This is a genomic window from Yoonia sp. GPGPB17, from assembly GCF_037892195.1.
Classification (GTDB): Bacteria; Pseudomonadota; Alphaproteobacteria; order Rhodobacterales; family Rhodobacteraceae; genus Yoonia.
Genome location: NZ_JATACI010000002.1, coordinates 445,803 through 471,330, shown reverse-complemented (window position 1 = coordinate 471,330; position 25,528 = coordinate 445,803). Strand labels below are relative to the sequence as shown.

Genomic DNA, 25,528 nt, shown 5'->3' with positions numbered 1-25,528 from the left:
ATATTAACTACGAGAGTCGACTTTGTCACTTCAACCCCAATTTCTAGGCCGGGTGGCTAGCGTCTGTTTTGTGAGCTCTATGGATTGTCGCTGCACAGAGGCAAAGGGCCTGCATTCCACCCGGGGTGCTTTTTCCGGCGGTGACGAAGCGAACAAAGCGGTCATTCGGTTGAATTTATCCAACGGCAGGTTTGTCCGCATACCAGCCCTTCACCGAAATGGGTACATCCATCCTTTATAATCGTCCACCAGAACCTCCGCCCGTGCACGTTCGTCTGCCGTTAGCCTTGGTGTGATCAGCTCTAGTGAATCCAGCGCGTCCGGATCCCCGCCTATTGCCGATAAAGCATACCACAGGTACGCTCGGACCATATCAGGTGCCGGGATGCCCCGGCCGACTTCATAGTACCATCCCAAACCCGATTGTGCCCCCGCATGCCCTTTCAACGATGCCCGCAGATACCATTCAAAAGCCCGTTCGTCGTCACGCACAACGCCAAGGCCAAGGGCGTACATCACACCAATCAGTTCTTCGGCTTCGGCGTTACCCGAGCGCGCGTAAACCTCGAACAGTTCGCGCGCTTCAACGTATTCGCCCGCCTCCATCAGATCGCGCGCGACCTCCATATCGGCCTGCGCCGGGGTGGCCAGAAACAGCAAAAGCGCGCAGATGTATGTACAGGTTCTGTACGCTCTATGTACGCGTTGCATGGGGCCGTCCTCAGTCTTCATCTGAGTGCAAATCTTGCGATCGCACAGGGGATATCACCAGATGATTACATCCCCACCGACCCGGATCAAGCCCGTATCGGGCAGCTCTTGTTTTACGATAAGATCCTGTCAGGTAACAAAAATATCTCCTGCGGAACTTGCCATCACCACGACCACGCGGGCGGCGATGGGCTGTCGCTAGGGATCGGCGAAGGCGGTGTCGGGGTGGGCCCCGAGCGTACAGCGGGCACGGGCGCTGATGCGATCCGCAAACGCATCCCGCGGAATGCTCCAAGCCTTTGGAATCTTGGGCACCGTGACATTGAGCTGCTCTTCCATGATGGCCGCCTGACACGCTCTGACATCTATGGCAACGGCTTCGACAGCCCTGCCGAAGAATGGCTGCCCAAGGGGCTCGATAACCTTGTCGCGGCCCAGGCCCTCTTTCCAATGATCGCGCAATTTGAGATGGCAGGAAACCCGCGCGAAAACGAGATCGCAGGCGCCACCCATGACCGGATTGATGTGGCCTGGCCGATCATCGCAAAACGGGTCCGAACAATCCCGGCATACGGGCAGATGTTCGTGCAAGCCTTTGATAATATTGAGGAACCCGCCGATGTGACCATCGTCGAAATTGGCAATGCGCTTGGCGCTTTCATCATCAGCGAATGGCAATCATACGACAGCCCCTACGACAAATGGCTGACCGGCACGCCGCTGCCCGACGACGCCGAACGGGGCCGCGACCTTTTCTTTACAGGTCGCTGCGCATTGTGCCACGCAGGCGATCTTTTTACCGATCAAAGCTTTCACGCCCTCGGCCTGCCCGCTTTCGGACCGGGGCGTACCCGGCAATGGGATCAAATCTCGCGGGACGTGGGGCGCATGGCTGAAACCAACCTGTTGGAAGATGCCTATAAATTCAGAACGCCCTCGCTACGGAATGTCGCTCTGACAGCGCCCTACGGCCACAACGGGGCTTATCCGACACTACCCGATATGATCCGCCATCATGCTGACCCACAGGGCGCGCGCGATGCTTGGACACCCGATCAGGCGAACCTGCCAGATGTCCCTTGGCTCGCCACGGTGGACTTTGCGATCCGGCAAGACGCCCGCGAAACGGCGCGGCAACGAGAGGCGATCAACATGCGGCCCATCGCGCTAAGCGAGACCGAGATCGCAGATCTTGTCGCCTTCCTCCACGCGCTTACTGGTGAAACAGCCCTCACGCGGCCACTTGGTCGTCCCGAAACCGTCCCCAGCGGTCTACCTGTCGACTAGGAAACGGAAAGCCAAGTTACGGTTGGCCTGGAAGTATCCCGCCGGAGGCTTCAGCACCATCATCGGGCCTATGCCGTCCGGATCATCACCCCCAAGTCTGCCACATTCGTCCCCGTCGCCTTGGTGATCAACAAATCGCCCGCTTCTTTCAGGGCCGCATAACTGTCGTTGTTGGCCAGAAGCCCATCTAAATCGCCGATCTTGCCCAGCGTATTCTGATCAACGATACCGCCCGCCGCATCCGTCGGACCGTCACGTCCGTCACTGCCGCCTTGCAGACAGGTCCACTGTGTCCAACCCCTTCGGGCGGCCTCTTGTGCAATTCTCAGCGCGAGTTCCTGATTGCGCCCGCCGCGGCCATTGCCATGCAAAATCACAGTTGTTTCGCCACCCCATACGGTCGTGCCTATCACGGCCTGATTGCAGATCATCTGGGCGGCCTCTGCCACATCCCCAACAATTGGCGTCGAGATCACATGCGCATCGGTTGCCGCCGCTTTCATCGCTGCGACGCTTTTGCCGTTCGATCCCACCAACCTGTTGCTCACCTGTGGCAAAGGTGGCGGCTTGTGCGTCTCTTTCAAATGCACGCGCACGGCCTCTGGCACCTTGTTCCACAATCCTGATTGCTTCAGGAGCGCAACCGCCTCTTGCGCGGTGCCAATCGGCCCCACCGTAGGCCCACTGGCAATCGCCGAAAGATCATCGCCAATGACATCCGAAAGGATCAGCGCGGTTACATGCTGTGGCGTCGCATGCCGCAAGAAACCGCCACCCTTAAGGTCCGACAACTGCTGCCGGATCAGGTTCATCGCCGCAATATCCAGGCCCGCGCCCAACAGCAGATCGTTGACCTGTGCCTTGTCTTCCAATGTCAGTGCGCCCGCAGGTGTCGGCAACAACGCCGAGCCACCACCCGAGATCAGCGCCAGTACCGGGCCATTTGCCACGTTCAAAGCCGCAATAACAGCCTGCGCGGCAGCGGCCCCATTCGCATCCGGCACAGGATGCCCGGCGGCCATGACCGTGGCACCAGTTAAAGGCGTCGCATTCTCATAATTCGTTACCACAAGGCACTTCACCCCGGCAAAGCGTTCCAGTGCCGCCTTCGCCATCAGGCACGCCGCTTTGCCGACAGCAACAATCAAAGCCGGATCAGGCATATCAGCCAATGCCCCTGCGACAGCCGCATAGGGATCAGCCGCATTCACCCCCGCCTCAAAAATCCGCAAAACCTCTGCGCGATCATCACCCATTATGTCCGTCCTCCCGTGCCGCCATCAATGCCGCCATGCGCTGTACTACGCGTAACTCCAATTCTGCCGACGGCGATGCGCTCAGGGAAGGCATCGACAAAGCGACGAGCACCCGTGGTCGTGGCATCGCGAGCATCACATGGGTCGCCGAATAGCGCTCAAACAGATACGCGATATGGTCGTCCGCGACCGCGCCCAGCAGCGGCGGATCAATGCGGCGCAAAACAGGAGCGGTGGCAAAAATCTGATCCAATACATCGTCTTGCAAATCCTTGAGGCTCTCGTTGCTGACAACGACGGCCCCCTCCACAAGCGGGTGATCCTGCAGGTCACGCAGAAAACCCATGGGGTCGTCCATTTTCGCATGCGCGAGGTGGTGCAACAGACCCAAGCTCTGTTCTTCCAGCCGCAATGCGCGCGCGTCGTTCAGGATTGCCACAACAAAAAGCGTCGTCATGATCGCGGCAATAGTCAGCAGATACCCATCTCGCCCGAGTGCGGCGAACATGCTGATCATCCCACCAACAACAAAGGCGGCAATGATCATCACCCCAAGGTTCACCAAAGTCGCGCGATGCCCCAGATGCGTGCGCCCCAACCCGATGGCCAACCAACACAGGATCAGAACGCCGAGGGCCGAAAACTGTATTGGCAAGTCAATGTAGAGCAGCAAAAAGTCGCCCGCTGCCAAAGGGATAAACAGGATCAATGACAGCCCAAGCCGCACGACCATCGCGTTTTCATTCGATGACAGCGAGGCCCGGTTACGCGTGATAATCAGCCAGCCCGACAACACAAACCCCAACAGCTGGAACCCCAGCAGGGCAAACAAACGTGCGGGATCAATACTGTCAGAATACCACAGCGACGACGCCGCAAAGAGTACTGCTCCACCCCCAATCACCGCCTTGATCAGCGGCGGGGCATGGCGGCGCAGCAGCCCTTCGGTCAGGATCAGCACGGCCAGCGGGATAATGGCAGCGGCAAAGAGGATCAGTATCCGAAACGCCTCAATCCCTGTCAGGATCATCAGGACTCGTCCGGCAAAGAGCACCATCGTCATGCGCAAACCAAAAAGGAATCGCCGGTTAATCGGGTCCCAAGGATCGCGGCGCACCAAAACCGTTTGCAAGGTGAACAAGCCCAAGAGTGCCGCACAGGACAAAAACAATTGCGTAATAATTGTCGCCGCAGCAATCATTCGTTGCGTACCTTGTAGGGTCGCAGAATGGACCACGTGCGTGAGGTGTCCGCCCAGTGAACCGCTGGCAGAACAACACGCCGCAGCGCTACCAGACCACCGGTCAGGAGCAACCCCAGAACCGCCGACTTTGGCACCTCGCGGGTCAGATAGGTCCGCATCGCTGTAAGATCCATCAGGCCCAATTGCAGCACATCGTCGCCGCGGGTGTAGTCCAATGCATCTTTACAAAACACATTGTAACGATCATCGCGATGTTTCGGCGCCATTTCCCATGTCTTCTTCAGGTCATCGGAACCGCCCGTGTAGGCATCGGTGATTACGAACCGCTCTTCATCAAAGCCCGCCTCATCCCCCACGCCGAACACATGCCGTTGTGTCGTCATGATCTCGCGCGCCAGTAACAGGTGGCTCAGCGTGCGCCGCCCGTGCTGGGGACTGGGCCAAATGTCCGAAAACATCTCGCTCACCATGCCGACAACCGCGGGCACCTGGGTCACATTTGACACCCAGACCGGGCGGAACTGGCGGCGAAAGAAGATCAGAAAACAGGTCAGACCATAAAGCACCCAGGACAGATTCTTGGACCGTTCATCCGGGTCCACCATCACGAGGCCAAGGTGCAGTACGTCGGTGGGATACGGGGCTGTATTCAACGACATCACCGCCAAGGCATTAAAAGCGATCGGTGAGCCATCGCGGCGCGACACAAGCGTGACAACGACGCTGCCCATGCGTTCTTTGTCGCCAGAAAAAACACCATAAGTCAGGCCACCCGCATCCAGCGTACGCGCGGCAACAGTCCGCAGATCCGCACTCAATGCAGCAAGGGACGTATCGTCCATCCATAGTCCCGGGCGCTCAACAATACGCACCAGATAGTCGGCCTCGGTGCGCAGGGTCACGTCCATGTATTTGCGCCCGAAGGTCTTGAAAACGGTGCCGATCAAAGTGCTATGCCTATCCCTACCGCGCCCACGTTAGGGGCCGCAGGGATGCGGCACAAGTACGGCGGGTCAGAGGTAGCGGTTCACCAGATTTTCCAACCGTTCCTGACGGCCAGAGCGGGGTTCAGGGTTGATGTTGTCGCGCACAACGCAATCAAAGCACTGATCCAGCGTGGCTTGGGTTAACAGACCTTGCGCGTCTGGCGTCTCCCATCCGGCGTAGCGCGCATTCCGCGCCGCCTCTAATCTGCCATCTTCCAGCATCGCAGCGGCCGCTTTCAGACCAGCAGCACAGGCATCCATGCCACCCACATGCGCGAGGATCAGATCCTCTGGATCAAGCGACTGGCGGCGCAGTTTGGCGTCAAAGTTTGTGCCGCCGGTGGTAAACCCACCTGCGCGCAGCACCTCATAATATGCCAGCGCCATCTCTGGCACGTTGTTGGGAAACTGATCAGTGTCCCAGCCAGATTGATAATCATTGCGGTTCATGTCGATGGACCCAAAGATGCCCAACTCGCGCGTCAGCGCCAGCTCATGCTCGAACGAATGCCCTGCTAAGATCGCATGGCCTTGCTCGATGTTCATCTTCACCTCACCTTCAAGACCAAAGTCCTTGAGGAAGCCATAAACCGTCGCGACATCATAATCGTACTGATGCTTGGTCGGTTCCTGTGGCTTTGGCTCGATCAGGATCGCCCCTTTGAACCCCATCTTGTGTTTGTAATCGACAACCATCTGTAACATCCGGCCCGCCTGTTGGCGTTCACGGCCCATGTCCGTGTTCAGCAGGGTTTCATACCCCTCGCGCCCACCCCACAGGACATAGTTTTCGCCGCCCAGTTTCATCGTCGCATCCATGCAGGTTTTGATGGTCGCGGCAGAATAGGCGAACACATCGGGGTCCGGGTTGGTCGCGGCACCGGCCATAAAACGTTTGTGCGAAAACAGGTTCGCCGTGCCCCACAGCAATTTCATACCGGTGGCATCCATCTTCTCGGCGAAGTAATCGACAATCGCCTCAAGGTTCTTGGTGCTTTCGGCAAACGTCGCCCCTTCGGGACGCACATCAGCATCGTGGAAACAAAAGTACGGCACATCCAAAATCTGGAACATCTCAAACGCCACATCGGCCTTCAGCCGAGCCGCATCCATACTTTCGCTGAACCACGGACGATCAAAGGTCTGACCACCAAAGGGGTCGCCACCGGGCCACGCTAACGAGTGCCAATAGGCGGCGGCAAAGCGCAAATGATCTTTCATCACCTTACCCATGACCATTTCATCGGGGTTGTAGTGGCGGAAGGCAAAATCGTTATCGCTGTCGGGGCCTTCGTAGGTGACGGCGGGAATACCTTTGAAGAAATCGGTCATGTCAGTCCTTTCAACGCGCCGTAGCTGGCGCGGTATCTTGCGTGCGCCTCGGCAAAGGCGCTGGTGAGTGAGGTATCGGGTTCAATCGTGGGGGCGATCTGAGGCGCGGTCGCAATCTCAACCCCTGCCCCGGTTGCGGCCATCATACCCAGGCGCGCCGCCCCGAATGCGCCGCCAAAATCGCTTAACAACGGGAATTTCAATCGGCAGGTTCAGTGAGGTCGCAATCGCCTGTACCCAGTAGTCGGATTTTGACCCGCCGCCGACCGCGATCAGCCGGTTGATCTGGGTGCCGGTGGCTGAGAGCGCATCAAAACTGTCACGAATGGCATGGGTGACGCCCTCCAGCACCGCACGGGTCATCGCAGCTTGATCGGTCGCGTGATCAAGGTGCAGGAAACAGCCGCGGATATCGGCGTCATTATGCGGAGTCCGTTCGCCGCCCAGATACGGCAAGAACAGTGTTCGTCCGGGTGCTTGCAGTGACCCGAGAACACCCGTCAGGGTGGCCGAGGGCTTGTCCGTGACTTGCCCGAACCAGTTCAGCGCATCGGCAGCGGCCAGGATCACGCCCATCTGGTGCCATGTGTCTGGCAAGGCGTGGCAAAACGTGTGCACAGCGGTCGCGGCGTCCGGCTGATAGGCGTCTGATGCGGCAAACAAAACGCCCGAGGTGCCCAGCGATACAAAGGCATCGCCCGCTTTGACGACGCCGACGCCAATCGCACTCGCGGCATTGTCGCCACCACCACCCGCTACGACGACACCCTTGGGCAAGCCCCAGCGCGCAGCCAGTTCATCGCGGATTTGGCCGGAAACTTCTGACCCCTCAACCAGCCGTGGCATCTGCGCCCGGGTCATCCCCGTCTCAGTCAGCAAATCATCCGACCAATCGCGTTTGCCCACATCGAGCCAGCTTGTCCCGGCAGCATCTGACATTTCGGCCACGGCCTCGCCTGTCAGCCAGTGGCGTAGGTAGTCTTTCGGCAAAAGAACGCGCGCAACCTTGGCAAAGATCTGGGGCTCATGTCGCGCGACCCAGACAAGTTTGGGGGCGGTGAAGCCCGGAAAGACGATGTTGCCCGTCAACCGTCGAAACTGCGGGTCGCCATCCAACTCGGCGGCTTCCACGGCAGAGCGTGTATCATTCCAAAGGATACAAGGCCGCAGCACCTGATCATCGGCACCCAACAGGGTCGCCCCATGCATCTGGCCCGACAAGCCAACGCCACGCACCGACGCCAGCGAGGTTTGTGCCGCCAGCGCCTGCATCGCAGCATCTGCCGCATCCACCCAATCCGCAGGGGCTTGTTCTGACCAACCGGACGCGGGGCGCATAGCCTCTGGCGGCGCTGTCGCTTCCGCGACAATCGCCTGTGCGTCGTTGATCAAAACAGCCTTGAGACCGGAGGTTCCCAGATCAAGACCGATATACATTACGCTGCCTTTTTAGGATTCTTACCCATGATGATCATCGACAGGATGTCATCTTCGGTGACGTCCTCGACCCGCTCGGTCCCGATCAACTGCCCGTTCTTCATGACAGATACACGATCACATAGCTCCATCATTTCACGGGTGTCATGACTGATCAGGAAAATACCAAGGCCTTGCGCTTTCAGCTCTTTGATCAGATCAGCCACCATCGCGGTTTCGTGCACACCTAAAGCGGCAGTCGGTTCGTCCATGATCAGGATGCGGGCGTTAAAATAGACCGCACGCGCAATCGCGACCGACTGGCGTTGACCACCTGACAGCGAACGCACAGGTTCCGAGAAGCGTTGAAAGTTGGGGTTCAGCCGCGCCATGATCTTGCGCGATTCCGCTTCCATTGCAGTGTCATCGACCAGACCGAATTTGGTTGTGATCTCACGGCCCAGGAACAGGTTTGACGCAGCATCGAGGTTATCTGACAGCGCAAGCGTCTGATAAATCGTTTCGATATTATGCGCGCGGGCGTCAATCGGGCTGTTGATCTCCACCTTCTTACCATCCACGAAAATTTCGCCTGCGTCCTTTTTATAAGCGCCCGACAAGATTTTGATCAGCGTCGATTTCCCGGCGCCATTGTGGCCCAGAAGGCCCACAACTTCGCCCGGCATCACGTCAATGGACACATCGTCAACCGCTTTAATCCCGCCAAAATGAATCGAGATATTGCGCATTTCCAAAAGTGGGGTGCTCATTATGCGTCTCCTGTTCTGCGGCGGTAGATAATGTCGATCCAGACAGCGAGGATCAGCACGCCACCGACGATCATGTTTTGCAAGGGCGAGTCGACACCCACCATGCCCATGCCGGACACCAGCGCCTGCATGATCAACGCACCAAGGATGGCGCCATAGATCGTACCGACACCCCCGCCAACGCGGTGCCGCCAATAACAGCCGCAGCAATGACGCGAAGTTCGTCCAATTCACCCAGTGAAGATCCGGCAGAACCAAGACGGGCCGAAGCAATCACCGCTGCGATGGCCGTCAGCGCGCCCATCAGGGCAAAGACCTTGACTGTCAGCATGCGCGTGTTGATGCCGGACAGTTCAGCCGCATCCGGGTTGCCACCCATTGCAAAGATATAGCGGCCAAAGCGGGTTTTTTTGGCAACCACTGTCATTGCGATTGTTACGAACAGAACTATCAGAACCGAGATCGGGAAACCGTAGGCTTCTGTATAACCCTCTGGCATTTCCAGCCCTTCCGCCGCAAAGCGACGTTCCAGAATACGAGTTGGGACCAGATAAGCGTTCATGATTGCTGTGATCCCGCAGATCGCCGCGACGAGGATCGCACCCAGCGCATATTCCGCCCAGAGCGGTTTGACCGCAAAGTCGTGGCTGATGTGCTTGCGCCGTGTGTTGATCAGGAAAAGGATGGTCAAGACTGAACCGACAATGGCCAAAGCCCAACTTGCCGTGACACCAATGGTACCGCTGGCGCCGCCCAGTTTGACAAAGGTCGGGTCGAGCGGCGAGATCGTTGTTCCCTTGGACACCCACCAAGCGCCGCCACGCCAGATCAGCAGACCACCAAGTGTGACAATGAAGGACGGGATCGTCAGATAGCCAATCAACCAGCCTTGGAACCCCCCGATAGCAGCCCCGAGCAGCAGGCCGATAAATACCGTGATGACCCAAATCGCGGGGCTGCCAAAACCTAAGATATCCGGCAGGATTTGCACCTGAATAACACCCATCAGCATCCCGATGATGCCGAGCAATGAGCCAATCGACAGGTCGATGTTCCGGGTCACGATCACAAAAACCATCCCGGTTGCCATCACCGCCACCGAGGCTGTCTGCAATGTCAGCGTAAACAGGTTGCGAGGCGTTAAAAACGTCCCCCCGTTGCGACATGAAACACCAAAGAGATCACGATGAAGGCACCGATCATGCCCAGAAGTCGCGTGTCGATCTGTAGTGTTTTGATTAAATTCCCAAGTCCGCCCGACATTGGTTCCCTCCCCTTCAACCCCTGGCAGGGTCGCCTTAAAGAAGGCCCCACCCGCCAACGCGGATGGGGCCTTTTTGTCGTTGTTCAGATTATTCGCAAACGGCGAGACCCGAGACACCCTGGCAAAGGACGTCTTTTTCGATCCAGCCCGCATCCAAAACAAGGTTCAGGTTGTCCTGTGTGATTGGCTGCGGGGCCAGCAGCATCGAGTTCACAGTGACACCACCGGGTGATGTGAATTCACCTGCGCCTGCAACTTCTTTCATCATGGAACCACCAGCCAATGCGACGGCGATTTCGCCTGCATTGCGGCCCAACTCGCGACTGTCTTTCCAGACAGACACAGTCTGTGTGCCAAGGGCCACACGGTTCAACGCAGCGTGGTCACCGTCCTGCCCAGACACTGGCAGACCGTCCATGCCCTGCGATGCAAGCGCCGCGACAACACCACCAGCCGTACCGTCGTTCGATGCAACAACCGCATCAACTTCGTTGTTGGTCTGTGTCAGAATCTGCTCCATGTTGCGCTGCGCGTTAGCGGGTTGCCAACCGTCTGTATAGGCTTCGCCCACAATTGTGATTGCACCAGAATCAATGGCGGCCTGAAGCACCTCTTGCTGACCGCCGCGCAGGAAGTCAGAGTTCGGATCGGTTGGCGAGCCTTTGATCATCACGTAGTTGCCTTCAGGCTGGGCGGCAAACACGGCGGCGGCCTGCATCCGGCCAACTTCGACGTTGTCGAATGTCAGGTAGAACGCGCGCGGGTCTTCGATCAGACGGTCATAGCCGATGACCGGAATGCCAGCAGCTTCGGCTGCATCAAGTGCGGGGCCGATGGACGCGCCATCCTGAGCGAGAATTATCAGCGCATCAACACCCTGTGTGATCAGGCTTTCAACATCGGCCAACTGCTTGGTCGCAGAAGACTGCGCATCAGCAGACAGATACTCTGCTCCGGCAGCCTCAAGTGCGCCAAGCATCGCAGCTTCGTCAGTTTTCCAACGCTCTTCCTGAAAATCAGACCAGCTCACACCAACGGTGACGCTGTGACCATCTGCAAATGCAGTTGTGCTGAAGCTTGCTGCCACGATGGCCGCCGCTATAACGGATTTATGCATATTTTCCTCCCATAGTGTGCCCCATGCATCGGGGCGGGGGCCTTTTGACCCTACGTCGTTGAGCATGACTTATTAATTTCAGTTGTCAAAATAAAAATTGGTGAAAAATGCAAAAATATGGCTTTTCACATGACTTATTATTGGGCAGTCTACGAAAATGCAGGAAAAAAGGCAGGTGGCAGCGCCATATTACTTCAAGGCTTGAACTATGTATGACGTCATAGCGGAACAAGACAACGAATCGGACGGCCCATCGGGGTGCGGGCCATTGTTGTCTACAGACACCCCGGATGCCAAGCCCTTGCGCCAACAGGTCTTTGAACATGTGCGCGCGGCTGGACGCGCTGCGCGGGCGGATGTCACGCGCGCAATCGGGATCAGCGCAGGCTCTGCCACGACATTGACCGCCGATCTCATCTCAGCTGGTTTGCTGCGCGAGGTTGAAGGACTTCCGCGCAGATCCGGTCGCGGACGCCCGCCCGTCGCGCTGGAGGTAGTGCCTGAAGCGCGCCATGTGATTGGCATCAAGCTGTCCGATGAAATTCACTCAGCGGTGCTGACTGATTTTGCGGGGCGTATCCTCGCGGACGCCACACTGCCGTCTTCGCACGGGCGCAAATCCCTAGAGACGCTACTGGAAGAGATCGATGTGCTTATGGACCTCGCCCTGAAAGAGGCGGGCAAGACGCTCTCGGATGTGTCCGCTGTCGGCATCGGCATGCCGGGTATTATCGACCATGACAGTGGCACCGTGTCTTGGTCACCGCTCCTGACCGCATCAGATACAGACCTCCGCACCACTTTTCTGGCGCGGTTCGGCGTGCCGGTCCACGTCGACAATGATACCAATGTTCTCAGCTTGGCCGAGCTTTGGTTTGGCGCCGGACGATCCATTTCCGATTTCGCCGTCGTCACAATTGAAAACGGTGTCGGGATGGGGCTGGTGTTGGACAATCGGCTGTTCCGCGGCGCACGTGGGATGGGTCTGGAACTTGGGCACACCAAAGTACAGCTGGACGGTGCGCTTTGTCGCTGCGGACAACGCGGCTGCCTTGAGGCCTATCTGGCCGACTACGCCTTGGCACGAGAGGCCGCAACAGCACTGGACCGCAACCCGCGCACGCTACAAAGCCCCAGCGAAATGCTGGATGCACTTTTTGCCCAGGCCAAGTCAGGAAACGAGGCTGCGCGCACGATTTTCCGCCGCGCCGGGCGCTATCTCTCGGCGGGCCTGTCGAATGTGATCCAGCTGTTTGACCCAGGGCTGATCATCTTGTCGGGCGAAAGGATGCAATATGATTTCCTTTACTCTGATGAGGTGTTGGCCGAAATGCAGAAACTGACCCTCAGTGACGGGCGCACACCATGCAAAGTCGAAATCCACGCATGGGGTGGCATGATCTGGGCGCGCGGTGCGACGGCATTGGCGCTGGAAGCTGTGACCGATGCCGCCTTGGGCGAAACCCGCGCATGATCCGCTATCTTGCTTGTTTTCTTGCCACCACGGCGGCGGCTGACCCGTTGTTCGAGGATCGCTCTGCGGGCTTACCGGAACACATCTATGGCGGGGGATGGGAGCATTTCGTGGGCGGCGGTGTTGCGGTCTTTGACTGCAATGGTGATAGCTTGCCAGACCTCTTTGCCGCCGGAGGTGAAAACCCTGCCAAACTGATGGTCAATCAAGGCAACTTTCAGTTCGACGAAGCGCCAATGGACGAGATTACCGGCGTAACCGGGGCCTACCCGCTCGACATTAATGACGATGGGTTTATGGACCTGTTTGTGATGCGCGTGGGCCAGAACCGGCTTATGATGGGCGACGGCACCTGCACATTCGCACAAGGCAGTCTTTTACCCCGCACAGACGATTGGACCACTGCCTTTTCAGCGTGGTGGGATTCGGATGGCCGCATTGTGATGGCTGTAGGCAATTATGTCGACCGCGCCAATCCCGATGGGCCTTTCGGGACCTGTGACAACAATTACCTGCTACGGCCCGGTCGGGGTGACTACCTTCAAACACCTCTGGCCCCGGGCTTTTGCCCCCTGTCCATGCTGGCTGCCAAGGATGCGCGCGGGCGGGCCACATTACGCATCTCAAATGATCGCCACTACTATCTGCGCGATGGGTACGAACAGATGTGGGACATTGCAGATGAGCGGTTTCTGGGCATAGAGGATGGCTGGCAGAACGTCTCGCTCTGGGGCATGGGCATCGCCAGCCGGGATCTGACGGGTGATGGGCGCGATGAGGTGATGCTAACGTCGATGGGCGATCAAATGATGCAAATTGCCAGTGCAGACGGCACTTATGCCGCCGCACCCTTTACCATCGGCACATATGCGCAGCGCCCACACACCGGCGATGATGGGCGGCCCTCGACCGGATGGCACGCAGAATTTGCCGATGTCGACAACGATGGGCGTGCGGATCTGTTTATCGCCAAAGGCAATGTTGATCAGATGCCAGGTTTGGCGATCAAGGACCCCAACAATCTGCTGATGCAAAACCGGGATGGGACGTTTCGTGAAGCGGCCGCGACTGCCGGAGTTGCCACGAAAGAGCGATCCCGCGGCGCAGCTTTGGCTGATTTTGACCGCGACGGTCGCTTGGATCTTGTGGTGATGAACCGCCGCGCGCCGATGGAACTCTATCGCAATGTCACGCCAGAGACTGGCAACTGGCTCGCGGTTGGTCTGACACAACGGGGCCGCAACCGAAACGCCGTGGGGGCTACCATTTTGGTTGAAACGGACGCGATGCACCAAAGCCAGCAGCTGACTGTTGGAGGAGGTCATGCTTAGCGGCAAATCCCTGCCCCTGCATTTTGGATTGGGTGATGCATCAGCGGCTACGATTAAGGTGACATGGCCCGATGGCACGATCACCACGCAGCAAGGCAGCGCAAACCAAACGCTGCAGATCAGCCGCTAACTGTAGAATCTTGCGCAGCTTTTTTGATAGCGCGGACTCTCAAGAGCTGCCGTGGCTGCGTGCTATTGCGCGACCCGCTCGTATGCTTAAGCTGTACAAAGGAAACGCGAGGCTGGATTGATTTCGCTGTAGCTCGTTGGGGTTGGTGTCGCCAACAGTGACTTCGACCTCTAGAGGGCTTGGCTTATCGGGTTGAGGACCTACCATTCCGTTACAACTGGTATCCTCAACGATCGGAGTGAACATGAGAGCTTTCATTCTTGCATTTCTTTTTGTTGTGGGCGCAGTTAACGCCGCGCACCCTCGGAACGACGTAGAGTTGCATCCAGACGCAATTGAGCATATTCTGAGCGATCCTGATGGAAGGATCGCCCGTTACATCGAATTGCTGTACCAGCATTCACCGACGGGCGTCTTTTATGAAGAGCTTATTGAGCCAGAGCACGATCTGGCTCAGTCCACGCGCCGTGCCTTAATACTGGCGCGACTTCTCAGATTTGATCTCAATGGCGACTATGTTGTCGACGAGGTCGAACTCGTGACAGCCCGCGACCTGTTTCCGCATGATACGTGGCTCAATATCAAAATTGCATTTGCCGCTGCAGATAAGAACCGGGATTGGAGCCTGTCTGAAGCAGAGATAAAGGACCATGTTGAGGTTGAGCTGCAGCGCGGGCCGAACATCAGTGGGCGAATTCTCATGGATTTTGATGCCGACAAAAACGGCGAAGTTCATGCGCGCGAAATCGTACGCACCATTCGCCGTGTCGTCGAAGCCGAAGCTCAGAAGTGCTCACTGCCGCCCGTACCTGATCATGCAGAATTGGTTCTTGTCACGGGATCGCGCGCTGCAGCGCTGTCAAATGTCACTGTCGTCGGCGAGGATGACGTGACAACCGCAGCTGAATTGCTTGTAGAAGAAGGGGACACGCCACTTTACGTTATTGTCAGCCTCACCGAACCCACCGTCTTGAACATCATTGGCGCAACCCACCGTATAACAAATTTAATAGTCAACGCGCAGGACCGCCAAACCGGCGTTGCCTAAGCGTTCATGAAGATAAGGTACATTTCTCGACAACCGGCCGTTGCATTGCTGCGGGAACTGGTAGCCGTACAAGCCGGACGTCTTCGGATTATATTGCCACGCGTCTTGGGCGTGATGCGGACCATGTCATCAGCCATTTCGAGATGCCATTTGTCGGCATTCCCTCGAATACTGTCTTGCATGATGGTCAGCAAGAACCGGAAACAGGGCGAATTGCAGTCGTTGATTTTGGCAGATCATCTGTTGTCGTGCGCCAGGAAGACGCTGAGAAAGTCAAAAACATCGAAGATCACAGGGAGTTTGCGCTAGAATTGGTAAGACGGGACCTTTACCGGCATTATCCCTATGGTGTTGTCTCGATGGACGTCGATCAGGTGATCAGTCTTGAACCTGTTGTATCATACGATGTGATGCCGCGCCATGCGGGCCTGTTGCAGTTGAAACAAGATGGTTTCATCACCCTAACAGCTGACGGGCTTTATCGTATCGAGCGCCAATTCGTGCGGTGGCCTGCTGGATTTGAAGGCGCGTTTTCCGAGGATTTTGTTCTGGCAACTGGTGTTGATATGCCAACACATGGGTCACCGCGTGGATCGGGCGTCACGCGTGAGGGGACAGGTGAGTGCCTTTACAGCCCTTTGGGCTGCTAGTTTGATAAATGACGATGTAGATTGAAGTGGCAAACGTTCACTTCCCAGCATTTCGTCGGCAGCTTTGCTGCATTTTGTCATCGACAGGGCGTGTGGCATAAAGCGCCATGTGGTCTGACATTCTAGACTAACGCGGGCGCTCCACGGGCAAGCCACTTGGCACGGTGTCTGGAATGCCCAAACGCCCGTCCTTGGCCGCGGGATCAGTGAGCGTATTCAGAAACGCAATCAGTGCAGTCACATTGGCGTCGCTGATCCTGCGCGGCGCATGGGTGACCGCTTGTGCGATGGTAGCGTTGTCAGCCAGCCCGCGCGTATCGTCAACCGGAAGCTCAGGCAACAGCGCCGCTTTCACATCATAGCTCTCCAACGCCGCCACTGGATCAAGATGCGCAACGATGAAACGACGCAAGTCACGATGTGCGCCAGCATGCCCGTAGGGTCCGGTGATGGCCACATTGCGCAGCGACGGCGTGCGGAACGCATAGAGATCCGATGGATCACCCGTTACCCGGAACCGTCCTTCATCACGGGCATGGCTTTCAAAGCGGGCGGCTTTGCCGGGCCCGATTTGGGGCGCGCCCATTGCGTGAAATGCGTGATCGGTCAGGAACGGACCGCTATGACAGCTGGCACAGCCCGCGCCATCGTAAAACAGTGCCATACCATCAGCGGCGACCTCGGATAGCACCGCCTCACCGCGCAAGACCGCGTCAAAAGGTGCCGTGTCAGAACGCCACTCGAACGCCATAAACGCCGCTACAGCGTTCGAGATATCAGCGAAAGTGATCTGATCAGGTGTCTCGATATGGTCATACACCGTTCTGAATGACGCAGCATAGGCGGGAATGTCACCAACCCGTCTTGCAATGATATCCCACGCGCCGCCCTGCCCTGTGATCACGCCACGTCGCACAGCTTGAGAGACGTCATTTTCGCTATAGTGCCCAGCCATTTCATCGGGACTGAGCACGGGAAACATGGTTTGCGCGGATAACAGCGAAGCAAAACCCGTCACCATATCCACATCCAATGGCGTGCGCAGCCCGCCGGGACGATCAGGATCAACCTCAATCCGGCCATCGTGGAACAGGACGGTGAATTCATGGGCGCCAAGATTGAACAGTGCTGGCGCATTTCGCGGGATGCGCTGCTCGGGCATGTTATCAGGATCAGCGAGCCGTTTTGGCCCCAGCCCAACGCCGCCATCACCGATCCCAAGCGACAACCCATCGCCCGTGCCAAACGCAGGATGGTGGCACGTCGCACAAGACACATTGCGGTTGCCAGACAATATCGGATCATAAAACAGCAATTGGCCTAATCGGGCTTCCGCCTCATCAACGGGGGCGAAGTCGGCATCTGTCAGGGGTGCCGGGATGCTTTCGGCGGATGCAATGCCCGCACAGACCATTGCCACTATACTAAGAACTGACCGCATCACTTTCCTGCCCCTTGCCTTTGGCAATGGTTAACATGGAATTGGGGGCGCACAAGTGCGATGGATTACTCCATGTGTTTGCGAATGCGGTTGACCATGAACCAAACAAAACCCAAGACAACTGGCGTGGCAATTGCGGCCATCCCGGTTTTGCTGACACCTAAAGCTTCGTTCAACGGCCCGGTCATATTCAGCACCAGATTCACCGCATAGTAACTGATTGCGACAACCGATAGACCCTCGACCGTGCGTTGCAACCGCAGTTGCAGATCAGCGCGTTTATCCATGCTGGTCAGCAGTTCCTGATTCTGGGCAGATCGTTCAACATCGACCCGCGTGCGCAACAGGTCGCCTGCACGCAGCGCACGATCTGACATCGCCTGCAACCGGTCCTGGGTGGATTTGACCGTCCGCATCGCGGGATCAAAACGCCGCATCATGAATTCGCCAAATGTCTGACGCCCGGTAAAACGTTCTTCGCGCAAAACAGCGATGCGCTGGTTTACGATCGTCTCATAGGCCCCTGTTGCACCGAACCGAAAAGACGACTGCGCAATCGTATTTTCGATCTCTGCGGATACCTCAAGTAGCGCCTGCAGCACTTTGGCAGGGTCAGCATCGGCACCGCGCATGTCCTCCAACAGGCTGGTCAGGCGTCGGTCAAATTCACCCATCTTGCTACCCAACGCACGCGCACGGGACAGGCCCAGCATTGACATCGCCTTATATGTCTCGATTTCGCACAACCTCTGGACCACGCGGCCAACCCGGCGCTGCCCTACATGAGAGCGTGCAAAAACGGCAAACCGCATATGCCCAGCAGGATCAATGCGGAAATCCCCAGCAACGACAAGATCATCTTCAATCACGCGACTGATGGCGAGACTTTCGGGAACGAACCAATCACGTGCCTTTTCAATAATACCATCGTCACCATCAACAACTTCGATACGGATCAAGGCCGAGGTCACACGCGTACCCGGCGCCGCCTCCAGCCAGTCTTGCGGGAATACCCCAAAGGTGGCGGCGTCAAACGGACGCTCAGCCAACCCCTCACCGAAGATCGTATAGGTGACAAACTCTGTGTGGCTTTCCCATTTCAGCCGATGCTTGCCGACTTGACCAAAGTAATGTGTCGCGTCGGGCTGCGGATGTTGTGCGCCGAAACGGTCCAGTAAATCAATCAGATGCGCACGATCCGCATCACGATCACGTCCAGCTGCGTTGCTGGTAAAGCTTAATGGCAAGATAAGCCGCACGACTGGGCGCATCGACAGCAGGAAACGGGCGCGCATGCAATTCATTTGCCATCGCATAGCGCAGAGGATGATCTTTGATCGGCGGCATGGCCCGCACCTTTGTTAAAAACTTAGCTGCTAAACTAGCGGTGTTCCATCACGTGTAAACAAAAAATTCTTTAATTATTAGATACTTAATAGAGTACAACGGTATACCGTGCTGCTACACCGGTAGCATAAAGACGGTCTGGACGCCGCATATGCCGCTGCGTTAGGCAAGCGCATGTCTCGTTTGATCCTATTCAACAAACCCTTTGGTGTCCTGTCACAGTTCACCGACGCCAAAAGCCCGACACCACGGCCGACTCTTTCGGCCTTTATTGACATGCCCGGTGTTTATCCTGCCGGGCGGCTGGATCGGGACAGCGAGGGACTTTTGGTGCTGACCGACAATGGAAAACTACAGGCGCGCATCGCTGACCCAAAAAACAAGATGAGCAAAACCTACCTGGTGCAGGTTGAAGGGGCACCCACAGACAAAGACCTCACCCCACTCCGTGATGGTGTCACACTGAAAGACGGCCTCACCCGACCAGCAAAAGTGCGGCTGATTGCACCGCCAGATCTTTGGGAACGCGACCCACCCGTTAGATTCCGCAAATCAGTGCCGGACGCATGGCTCGAAATCACGATCAGCGAGGGGCGCAACCGACAGGTGCGCCGGATGACGGCGCATATCGGGTTCCCAACGCTCAGGCTGGTGCGGTGGCGCGTTGGAAACTGGACATTGGACGGGATTGGAAATGGGACATGGATAGAGAGCTGATGGCACATACCCACGCAACAATCACAACTCGGACCCACCATTCGCAAACGGCCTAGATCGGGCTACCTTTTTCGCTGGTACTTCTTGGTTTGACCAGACGTAGCAATCCTTTGCTGATCTTCTTAGTGCAATCGCGGCTTAGGCTCAGGACGCATTGATTTCGGTTTAGGTGTGCACATCCGCTGGCCAAAAGTGATCAAACATGTTCACTGCCCTTTCTTAAATCGTGTGTCTTACCACAACCGAAAATCAAAGGGATCTGAGCCCGGCATGATCGTAGTTTTTGACTTCAAAGCACTGTGCACCGCTCCCGGAACTGCATCGGGCCGGACACTGCGCTATCCACACCATGAACATTCGATCGGTGCATGATCCTAAACTGATGTTTCTCATGATACCTTGCTTCAAGACAGTTCAATTTCGATACTGGTCTCGCGTGAACAAGTTTATATCGTCAGTTGTCACAGCTCCATTCGAGCCTTGAACGTTTTCACCTCAGAAGCCGTATAACTGAAGTGAATCAGATGATCCCGAAAGCGAACAGATTATCATCTCTGCCTACATTGTGACGTCAAATGACGCTTTCAGTGCCACATCCAGATCATCAATCGTCACGGGCAATCCTAAATCTACCAAAGATGTCACCCCATGCTCGCGGATCCCGCAAGGCACGATGCCCTCGAAATGGCTCAGGTCGGGCTCAACATTGATGGACAGCCCATGAAACGACACCCATTTGCGCAACCGAATGCCAAGCGCCGCGATCTTGTCTTCGGCCACCGAACCGTCGGCATTCAGCGGTTTATCGGGCCGTTCCACCCAGACACCCACACGGCCCTCCCGAATTTCGCCCTTCACGTTAAAACTGTCGAGCGTCGCAATCACCCAGGTTTCAAGGTCTTTGACAAATTGGCGCACGTCACGTCCGCGCTTGCCAACGTCTAGCATAACATAAACCACCCGCTGCCCCGGCCCGTGATAGGTGTACTCGCCTCCGCGGCGGGCCGTATAGACCGGGAACCGGTCAGGATCGACCAAATCGTTCGGCTTGGCAGATGTACCAGCGGTATAGAGGGGTGGATGCTCAAGCAGCCAGATGCATTCCTCCGCCGTCCCACAAATGATGCCGGCAACGCGGTTCTCCATGAACGTCAGTGCCGCATCATAGTCGGTCAGCCCGTTTGTTGTGATCCACTCCACCATACCTTGGCGTACCCGCCCGCCCACGCAATGAAAAGGGGGTGATTTCCCTCTTGGCATCGCAAATCCGCTCGTCTATGAGTGCCGCACTTACCAAGCTAGTGGTCTTGCGGTCGTGGCGGAATTGGTAGACGCGCAGCGTTGAGGTCGCTGTGAGGTAACACTCGTGGGGGTTCGAGTCCCCCCGACCGCACCAAATCAGACTTCAAGGTCTATCCCCTCCTAAACCCCTGAATGAAAAGCTAAATATGCTATCGTTGCACCTTCATTTCGACTGTACCTAATACGGTATGTACCCCCTTTGGAACAAACCGCTGGTGGTCATTGCTTGGGCGATATGAGGTCAGACGCTCTGGTATCTACAAATCCGCCCCGAAATCTGCCACCAATGACGCGACGACCGCTTGCAGCGCTTCTTTCCTGCTCGCTCCGGCATTCATAGACGCCGTATAGACCTTACGTTGTTGGTCAGAGCTTGTTCCCTTTGCCACAATGTCCCGGGCGGCGATCACCTCGGCCACGCAATCAAGGGTTTCGGCATCCTCCGCTACCAAAGCAATGATCTCATCAACCGCCTGTGAAAATGGGATCAGGGATTTGCGCCCAAAGTCGATCAATCCCTCCGACACGCCGTAACGTTGTGCTCGCCACCGGTTTTCGCCCACCATGAAGTTTTGCACCACATGCCAGCCTTCCCCCGATGTCGACTTGCGCCAAAGCATCCGGGTGAGGCATTGGGTCAGGGCCGCCAGTGTCAAGGTCACGTCCATCCGCGGGGCTACGTCGCAAATCCGCGATTCAATAGTCGGGAACTTGGAAGACGGTCGCAAATCCCACCAGATCTTTGAGGCGTCCTCAATCAGTTCCAAGTCAATTAGCGTGTCGACGGTGGACGCAAACTGCGCCCAGTCTTTCATATAGGGCGGCAGGCCAGTGCGCGGCAGATTGTCGAAGACCGTGAGACGATAGGAACTCATGCCGGTATCGTCACCCTGCCAATAGGGCGATGACGCGGAAAGCGCATGAAGATGGGGCAGAAAGTATTTGAGTTGGTTTACTAAATTGATCCTCATCTCTTTGTCAGGGATGCCGACATGAACGTGCATACCGCAGATCAACATACGCCGCGCGACCCCTGCCAGATCGCGGCGCAGTTTGTTGTAGCGTTCTTTGTCAGTGTGGTGTTGATCCTTCCAATCGGCAAAGGGATGACAAGAGGCCGCAATCGGGGCCAAACCATAGTCAGCAGCATGGCGGGCCACTGTCCGGCGCAAATGGACCAGATCTTCGCGGGCCTCACCGATGGTCTGACACACGCCCGTCCCGATCTCGATCTGGCATTGTAAAAATTCCGGACTGACCTTTCCGGCCAGATCTTTCGTACATGCCTCGATCAGGCTGTCGGGCGCATGGGCAAGGGCGAGTGTTTCCTGATCAACCAGTAAATACTCTTCTTCGATCCCAATCGTGAACGGTGGTGTGTCTTGTCCCATCGCGCGCCCCCTGCACGTTTCAGACAGCCTAACGACATTTCAGGCACCTGTCAGCGTTTCAGATCAAACAAGCCCCCTGCGCCAAATTAACCCAGCCAGATAGGCGCATCCTTTGTTGCTCCTTAAGCATCAACACATTAGAACCGTGCCAAATGCCCGCCGTTCAACGAATCCGGCGGTGTTAGAAAGTAGCCAATACGAGGAGAGCCAAATGGCAGACGCAGCCATCCACGGCGACGCACACGAAGACGAGCGTGGTTTCTTTACACGCTGGTTTATGTCCACAAACCACAAAGATATCGGCATTTTGTACCTGTTCACAGCTGGTATCCTTGGCTTTGTCTCTGTTGCCTTCACCGTCTACATGCGCTTGGAGTTGATGGAACCGGGTGTACAGTACATGTGCCTTGAGGGTGCACGACTAACGGCGGCGGCGGCAGGTGATTGTACCCCAAATGGCCACCTTTGGAACGTTTTGATCACCTACCACGGTATCTTGATGATGTTCTTCGTGGTTATTCCGGCCCTCTTCGGTGGCTTTGGCAACTACTTCATGCCGCTACAGATCGGCGCGCCGGACATGGCTTTCCCGCGCCTGAACAACCTGTCTTACTGGATGTTTGTGGCTGGTGCATCGCTTGGTGTGGCGTCGATGCTGGCACCGGGCGGTAACGGGCAAGCAGGCTCGGGCGTTGGCTGGGTCATGTATGCGCCGCTATCGACGTCTGAGGGCGGCATGTCGATGGACCTTGCGATCTTTGCGGTCCACCTCTCGGGCGCATCTTCGATCCTTGGCGCGATCAACATAATCACCACCTTCCTGAACATGCGCGCACCGGGCATGACACTGCACAAGGTGCCGCTCTTTGCGTGGTCGATCTTTGTAACTGCATGGCTGATCCTTCTCGCCCTGCCGGTTCTGGCTGGCGCGATCACAATGCTTCTGACGGACCGGAACTTTGGCACAACCTTCTTTCAGCCGGAAGGCGGTGGTGACCCGATCCTGTATCAGCACATCCTGTGGTTCTTTGGGCACCCGGAAGTGTACATCATCATTATTCCAGGCTTTGGTATCATCAGCCACGTCATCGCAACATTCAGCCGCAAGCCGATCTTTGGCTACCTGCCAATGGTATACGCGATGGTTGCGATTGGTGTTCTGGGATCTGTCGTCTGGGCGCACCACATGTACACGGTGGGTATGTCGCTGACGCAGCAGTCCTACTTCATGCTGGCGACGATGGTCATTGCGGTACCGACAGGTGTAAAAATCTTCAGCTGGATCGCGACAATGTGGGGCGGTTCGGTTGAGTTCAAGACACCGATGCTCTGGGCCTTTGGCTTCCTCTTCCTCTTCACCGTGGGTGGTGTAACTGGGATTGTTCTGTCACAGGCTGGTGTGGACCGTGTCTATCATGACACATACTACGTCGTAGCACACTTCCACTATGTGATGAGCTTGGGTGCCGTCTTTGCGATCTTTGCGGGGATTTACTTCTATCTGCCAAAGATGGCCGGGCGCATGTATCCTGAATGGGCGGGCAAGCTACACTTCTGGGCGATGTTCATCGGCGCCAACCTGACCTTCTTCCCCCAGCACTTCTTGGGTCGTCAGGGCATGCCACGCCGCTACATCGACTACCCAGAGGCCTTTGCCTTCTGGAACTATGTCTCAAGCTGGGGTGCATTCTTGTCGTTCGCATCGTTCCTGTTCTTCATCGGTGTTCTGGTTTGGACCCTGATGCGCGGCAAGGTCGTGACCGAGAACAACCCCTGGAATGAGTATGCAGATACGTTGGAGTGGACACTGCCGTCCCCACCACCTGAGCACACATTCGAGACGCTGCCAAAGCAGTCTGATTGGGACAAAGGGCATGCGCATTAGCGTATGATCTGAGATACTGAAGAAGGCCCCGTCACATTGACGGGGCCTTTTTTTGCCTGCCTAGATTTCTATTCCGATCTTATAGTCGCAAAATTGCGTATACTGCAGGACGACATTTCCACCCTCAATCAGTAAAATACCAAGCTGGGGTGCCTCAGCGGCTGGCTGAAAGCTGTCCCAATTCCACGATGGTCGTGGCGCTGGCGCCTGAAACGAAAGTGCGCCAATTGTGGCAAACGGAACGCCCCGAGCCGTACCCGCCGTCGGACGATGCACATGCCCCATAAAGAGGTGTTTGACGTTTGCGTGTCGACCGATCAAATCAAGAAATACTTCGCCTTCATCCAGCATGATTTCATCTTGTGGTGGCAAGCCCAGCGCCAAAGGGGGATGATGCATGAAGATATAGGCCGGTTTTGTCGCATTTTCTTTCAGCGTAGCATCGAGCCAAGCTTGGCGGGTTGCACAGAACTGACCGGCATGTGACCCGATTTTATGCGTATCAAGGCAGATGAAAATCTCTCGCGGTGTTTCGACGGTGTATTGGACAAAATCGGGCATTGCATTTGCGGGTAACGCCAAATGCTGACGAAACCCTGCTCTATCGTCATTGTTCCCGATCAGCGGATAGACTGGTACTTTTGACTTCGCCAGATAGGGCGCGATAGCCGCGTAGTCCCCTGCGATATCGTCACCGACCAAATCGCCGGACAACACAGCAAAATCTGCATCTGCGTAGTTGGCATTGAGATAGATTACGGCCGCATCCAAGCGCGCGCGCGGGTCCAACCCATCAATTGTACCGCTGTTTTGAAAGTGCGGGTCAGACATCCAGATTATTTTGGTCATTTCGAAACCCTTCTCTGCGGGATGATCTGCATAGACGAACTGTGTTGCATCACAGATAGGATAGCAATATGCCTAATTGCGACGACTTCGTAAGGTTGATCATCTCTTCGCGCGAATTAAGAACACACCATGCCCTACGAATGGACACCAGAACCACCCCATGATCACCCAGAATGGCAACTGAGCCTCTGGCCCTATCGCTCGCTTCTGAGAAAGGACTTTGTGATCTTCATTGGGGCCACGGCGGCATTGGTGGCACTCCCACTCTTAACACTTTTGGGCCAACCGGTGCTTTGGGGGTTACTGCCATTCCTCGTGCTTATGATCGCAGGTGTCTGGTATGCGCTGCATGTCAGTTACCGGCGCGGCGAGGTACTGGAAGAATTGACCGTTGATGAGTCACACGCCCATCTCACCCGTCACAATCCCAAAGGCGATGTACAAGAATGGGAAGCGAACCGCTATTGGGTGACAATCCACTTGCACCCCAAGGGCGGGCCGGTTGAAAACTACATCACCCTGCGCGGCGGTGACCGCGAGGTTGAGATCGGGGCGTTTTTGGATGCCGAAGAACGCCTGGCGCTTTATGATGACCTGAAGCGCGCATTACGCACCTGAGA

18 protein-coding genes, 1 tRNA gene and 4 pseudogenes are annotated in these 25,528 nt (G+C 56.5%); 9 read left to right on the top strand and 14 right to left on the bottom strand.

Features of this window, described 5'->3' with window-relative positions; genetic code table 11:
- Positions 1–210: 210 nt before the first annotated feature.
- Complete coding sequence (locus tag QTO30_RS02690; protein WP_340422340.1) at positions 211–711, bottom strand: tetratricopeptide repeat protein; 501 nt, start codon at positions 709–711, stop codon at positions 211–213.
- On the opposite strand from QTO30_RS02690, the gene QTO30_RS02685 reads away from it, so the two are divergent.
- A complete protein-coding gene (locus QTO30_RS02685; protein WP_340422339.1) occupies positions 697–1,998 on the top strand; it encodes a cytochrome-c peroxidase in 1,302 nt (433 codons plus the stop codon). The genes QTO30_RS02690 and QTO30_RS02685 overlap by 15 nt on opposite strands.
- A 68-nt stretch (positions 1,999–2,066) precedes the next feature.
- Here QTO30_RS02685 and QTO30_RS02680 read toward each other — a convergent pair whose 3' ends face one another.
- The 8 genes and pseudogenes from QTO30_RS02680 to xylF all read right to left on the bottom strand — a co-directional run bounded on the left by QTO30_RS02680 (position 2,067) and on the right by xylF (position 11,343).
- Positions 2,067–3,254, bottom strand: coding sequence for a glycerate kinase type-2 family protein (locus tag QTO30_RS02680; protein ID WP_340422337.1), 1,188 nt, complete (start codon positions 3,252–3,254; stop codon positions 2,067–2,069).
- Positions 3,247–4,455: a hypothetical protein gene (locus QTO30_RS02675; protein WP_340422336.1), complete on the bottom strand. Its 1,209-nt coding sequence runs from the start codon at positions 4,453–4,455 to the stop codon at positions 3,247–3,249. Before QTO30_RS02675 ends, QTO30_RS02680 begins: the two co-directional genes overlap by 8 nt.
- On the bottom strand, positions 4,452–5,405 hold the full coding sequence (locus QTO30_RS02670) for a hypothetical protein (RefSeq protein ID WP_340422335.1): 954 nt from the start codon (positions 5,403–5,405) through the stop codon (positions 4,452–4,454). Before QTO30_RS02670 ends, QTO30_RS02675 begins: the two co-directional genes overlap by 4 nt.
- A 66-nt stretch (positions 5,406–5,471) precedes the next feature.
- Positions 5,472–6,776: a xylose isomerase gene (gene xylA, locus QTO30_RS02665; protein ID WP_340422333.1), complete on the bottom strand. Its 1,305-nt coding sequence runs from the start codon at positions 6,774–6,776 to the stop codon at positions 5,472–5,474.
- Positions 6,773–8,213 (bottom strand): annotated as a pseudogene (gene xylB, locus QTO30_RS02660) (xylulokinase). The gene xylA and the pseudogene xylB overlap by 4 nt, the downstream one beginning before the upstream one ends.
- A complete protein-coding gene (locus QTO30_RS02655; protein WP_340422332.1) occupies positions 8,213–8,962 on the bottom strand; it encodes an ATP-binding cassette domain-containing protein in 750 nt (249 codons plus the stop codon). Before QTO30_RS02655 ends, xylB begins: the two are co-directional and overlap by 1 nt.
- A pseudogene (locus QTO30_RS02650) lies at positions 8,962–10,225 on the bottom strand (sugar ABC transporter permease). The gene QTO30_RS02655 and the pseudogene QTO30_RS02650 overlap by 1 nt, the downstream one beginning before the upstream one ends.
- An 89-nt stretch (positions 10,226–10,314) precedes the next feature.
- Positions 10,315–11,343 (bottom strand): D-xylose ABC transporter substrate-binding protein, encoded by a 1,029-nt coding sequence (gene xylF, locus QTO30_RS02645; RefSeq protein ID WP_340422330.1) that lies wholly within the window; start codon positions 11,341–11,343, stop codon positions 10,315–10,317.
- A gap of 208 nt (positions 11,344–11,551) precedes the next feature.
- On the opposite strand from xylF, the gene QTO30_RS02640 reads away from it, so the two are divergent.
- The 4 genes and pseudogenes from QTO30_RS02640 to QTO30_RS02625 all read left to right on the top strand — a co-directional run bounded on the left by QTO30_RS02640 (position 11,552) and on the right by QTO30_RS02625 (position 15,976).
- Positions 11,552–12,817, top strand: a complete 1,266-nt coding sequence (locus QTO30_RS02640) for an ROK family protein (protein WP_340422328.1) — start codon at positions 11,552–11,554, stop codon at positions 12,815–12,817.
- Positions 12,814–14,278, top strand: a pseudogene (locus QTO30_RS02635) (CRTAC1 family protein). The gene QTO30_RS02640 and the pseudogene QTO30_RS02635 overlap by 4 nt, the downstream one beginning before the upstream one ends.
- Before the next feature lie 244 nt (positions 14,279–14,522).
- On the top strand, positions 14,523–15,326 hold the full coding sequence (locus QTO30_RS02630; protein ID WP_340422326.1) for a hypothetical protein: 804 nt from the start codon (positions 14,523–14,525) through the stop codon (positions 15,324–15,326).
- Between the two features lie 143 nt (positions 15,327–15,469).
- Positions 15,470–15,976 carry a hypothetical protein gene (locus QTO30_RS02625; protein ID WP_340422324.1) on the top strand — a complete coding sequence of 169 codons (507 nt, stop codon included), beginning with the start codon at positions 15,470–15,472 and terminating at the stop codon, positions 15,974–15,976.
- Positions 15,977–16,103: 127 nt separating this feature from the next.
- On the opposite strand, the gene QTO30_RS02620 is transcribed toward QTO30_RS02625, so the two are convergent.
- A complete protein-coding gene (locus QTO30_RS02620; protein ID WP_340422323.1) occupies positions 16,104–17,417 on the bottom strand; it encodes a cytochrome-c peroxidase in 1,314 nt (437 codons plus the stop codon).
- A gap of 65 nt (positions 17,418–17,482) precedes the next feature.
- Positions 17,483–18,764 (bottom strand): annotated as a pseudogene (locus tag QTO30_RS02615) (DUF3422 family protein).
- A 174-nt stretch (positions 18,765–18,938) separates the two neighbouring features.
- Between QTO30_RS02615 and QTO30_RS02610 the strand changes: the two are divergent.
- A complete protein-coding gene (locus QTO30_RS02610) occupies positions 18,939–19,481 on the top strand; it encodes a pseudouridine synthase (protein WP_340422322.1) in 543 nt (180 codons plus the stop codon).
- Positions 19,482–20,039: 558 nt separating this feature from the next.
- Here the strand turns inward: QTO30_RS02610 and lipB are convergent.
- Positions 20,040–20,684 (bottom strand): lipoyl(octanoyl) transferase LipB, encoded by a 645-nt coding sequence (gene lipB / locus QTO30_RS02605; RefSeq protein ID WP_340425854.1) that lies wholly within the window; start codon positions 20,682–20,684, stop codon positions 20,040–20,042.
- A gap of 106 nt (positions 20,685–20,790) precedes the next feature.
- On the opposite strand from lipB, the gene QTO30_RS02600 reads away from it, so the two are divergent.
- Positions 20,791–20,877 (top strand) — tRNA-Leu (locus QTO30_RS02600).
- A gap of 163 nt (positions 20,878–21,040) precedes the next feature.
- On the opposite strand, the gene QTO30_RS02595 is transcribed toward QTO30_RS02600, so the two are convergent.
- Positions 21,041–22,174 (bottom strand): carboxylate-amine ligase, encoded by a 1,134-nt coding sequence (locus QTO30_RS02595; protein WP_340422320.1) that lies wholly within the window; start codon positions 22,172–22,174, stop codon positions 21,041–21,043.
- A gap of 211 nt (positions 22,175–22,385) precedes the next feature.
- Here QTO30_RS02595 and ctaD point away from each other — a divergent pair, with 211 nt between their 5' ends.
- Entirely contained in the window at positions 22,386–24,059 is a 1,674-nt protein-coding gene (gene ctaD / locus QTO30_RS02590) for a cytochrome c oxidase subunit I (protein WP_340422318.1), read from the top strand.
- 60 nt (positions 24,060–24,119) lie between these two features.
- On the opposite strand, the gene QTO30_RS02585 is transcribed toward ctaD, so the two are convergent.
- Positions 24,120–24,908, bottom strand: coding sequence for a metallophosphoesterase (locus QTO30_RS02585; RefSeq protein WP_340422315.1), 789 nt, complete (start codon positions 24,906–24,908; stop codon positions 24,120–24,122).
- A 129-nt stretch (positions 24,909–25,037) separates the two neighbouring features.
- On the opposite strand from QTO30_RS02585, the gene QTO30_RS02580 reads away from it, so the two are divergent.
- Positions 25,038–25,526, top strand: a complete 489-nt coding sequence (locus QTO30_RS02580; RefSeq protein WP_340422313.1) for a DUF2244 domain-containing protein — start codon at positions 25,038–25,040, stop codon at positions 25,524–25,526.
- Positions 25,527–25,528: the final 2 nt, after the last annotated feature.

What these genes read in the sequence shown, in the direction of transcription:
- QTO30_RS02685 (WP_340422339.1), top strand. Translation starts at nt 697, where the DNA reads ATGTACGCGTTGCATGGGGCCGTCCTCAGTCTTCATCTGAGTGCAAAT.
- QTO30_RS02690 (WP_340422340.1), bottom strand. Translation starts at nt 711, where the DNA reads ATGCAACGCGTACATAGAGCGTACAGAACCTGTACATACATCTGCGCG.
- QTO30_RS02680 (WP_340422337.1), bottom strand. Translation starts at nt 3,254, where the DNA reads ATGGGTGATGATCGCGCAGAGGTTTTGCGGATTTTTGAGGCGGGGGTG.
- QTO30_RS02675 (WP_340422336.1), bottom strand. Translation starts at nt 4,455, where the DNA reads ATGATTGCTGCGGCGACAATTATTACGCAATTGTTTTTGTCCTGTGCG.
- xylA (WP_340422333.1), bottom strand. Translation starts at nt 6,776, where the DNA reads ATGACCGATTTCTTCAAAGGTATTCCCGCCGTCACCTACGAAGGCCCC.
- QTO30_RS02655 (WP_340422332.1), bottom strand. Translation starts at nt 8,962, where the DNA reads ATGAGCACCCCACTTTTGGAAATGCGCAATATCTCGATTCATTTTGGC.
- xylF (WP_340422330.1), bottom strand. Translation starts at nt 11,343, where the DNA reads ATGCATAAATCCGTTATAGCGGCGGCCATCGTGGCAGCAAGCTTCAGC.
- QTO30_RS02640 (WP_340422328.1), top strand. Translation starts at nt 11,552, where the DNA reads ATGTATGACGTCATAGCGGAACAAGACAACGAATCGGACGGCCCATCG.
- QTO30_RS02630 (WP_340422326.1), top strand. Translation starts at nt 14,523, where the DNA reads ATGAGAGCTTTCATTCTTGCATTTCTTTTTGTTGTGGGCGCAGTTAAC.
- QTO30_RS02625 (WP_340422324.1), top strand. Translation starts at nt 15,470, where the DNA reads ATGCCATTTGTCGGCATTCCCTCGAATACTGTCTTGCATGATGGTCAG.
- QTO30_RS02620 (WP_340422323.1), bottom strand. Translation starts at nt 17,417, where the DNA reads ATGCGGTCAGTTCTTAGTATAGTGGCAATGGTCTGTGCGGGCATTGCA.
- QTO30_RS02610 (WP_340422322.1), top strand. Translation starts at nt 18,939, where the DNA reads ATGTCTCGTTTGATCCTATTCAACAAACCCTTTGGTGTCCTGTCACAG.
- lipB (WP_340425854.1), bottom strand. Translation starts at nt 20,684, where the DNA reads ATGGTGGAGTGGATCACAACAAACGGGCTGACCGACTATGATGCGGCA.
- QTO30_RS02595 (WP_340422320.1), bottom strand. Translation starts at nt 22,174, where the DNA reads ATGGGACAAGACACACCACCGTTCACGATTGGGATCGAAGAAGAGTAT.
- ctaD (WP_340422318.1), top strand. Translation starts at nt 22,386, where the DNA reads ATGGCAGACGCAGCCATCCACGGCGACGCACACGAAGACGAGCGTGGT.
- QTO30_RS02585 (WP_340422315.1), bottom strand. Translation starts at nt 24,908, where the DNA reads ATGACCAAAATAATCTGGATGTCTGACCCGCACTTTCAAAACAGCGGT.
- QTO30_RS02580 (WP_340422313.1), top strand. Translation starts at nt 25,038, where the DNA reads ATGCCCTACGAATGGACACCAGAACCACCCCATGATCACCCAGAATGG.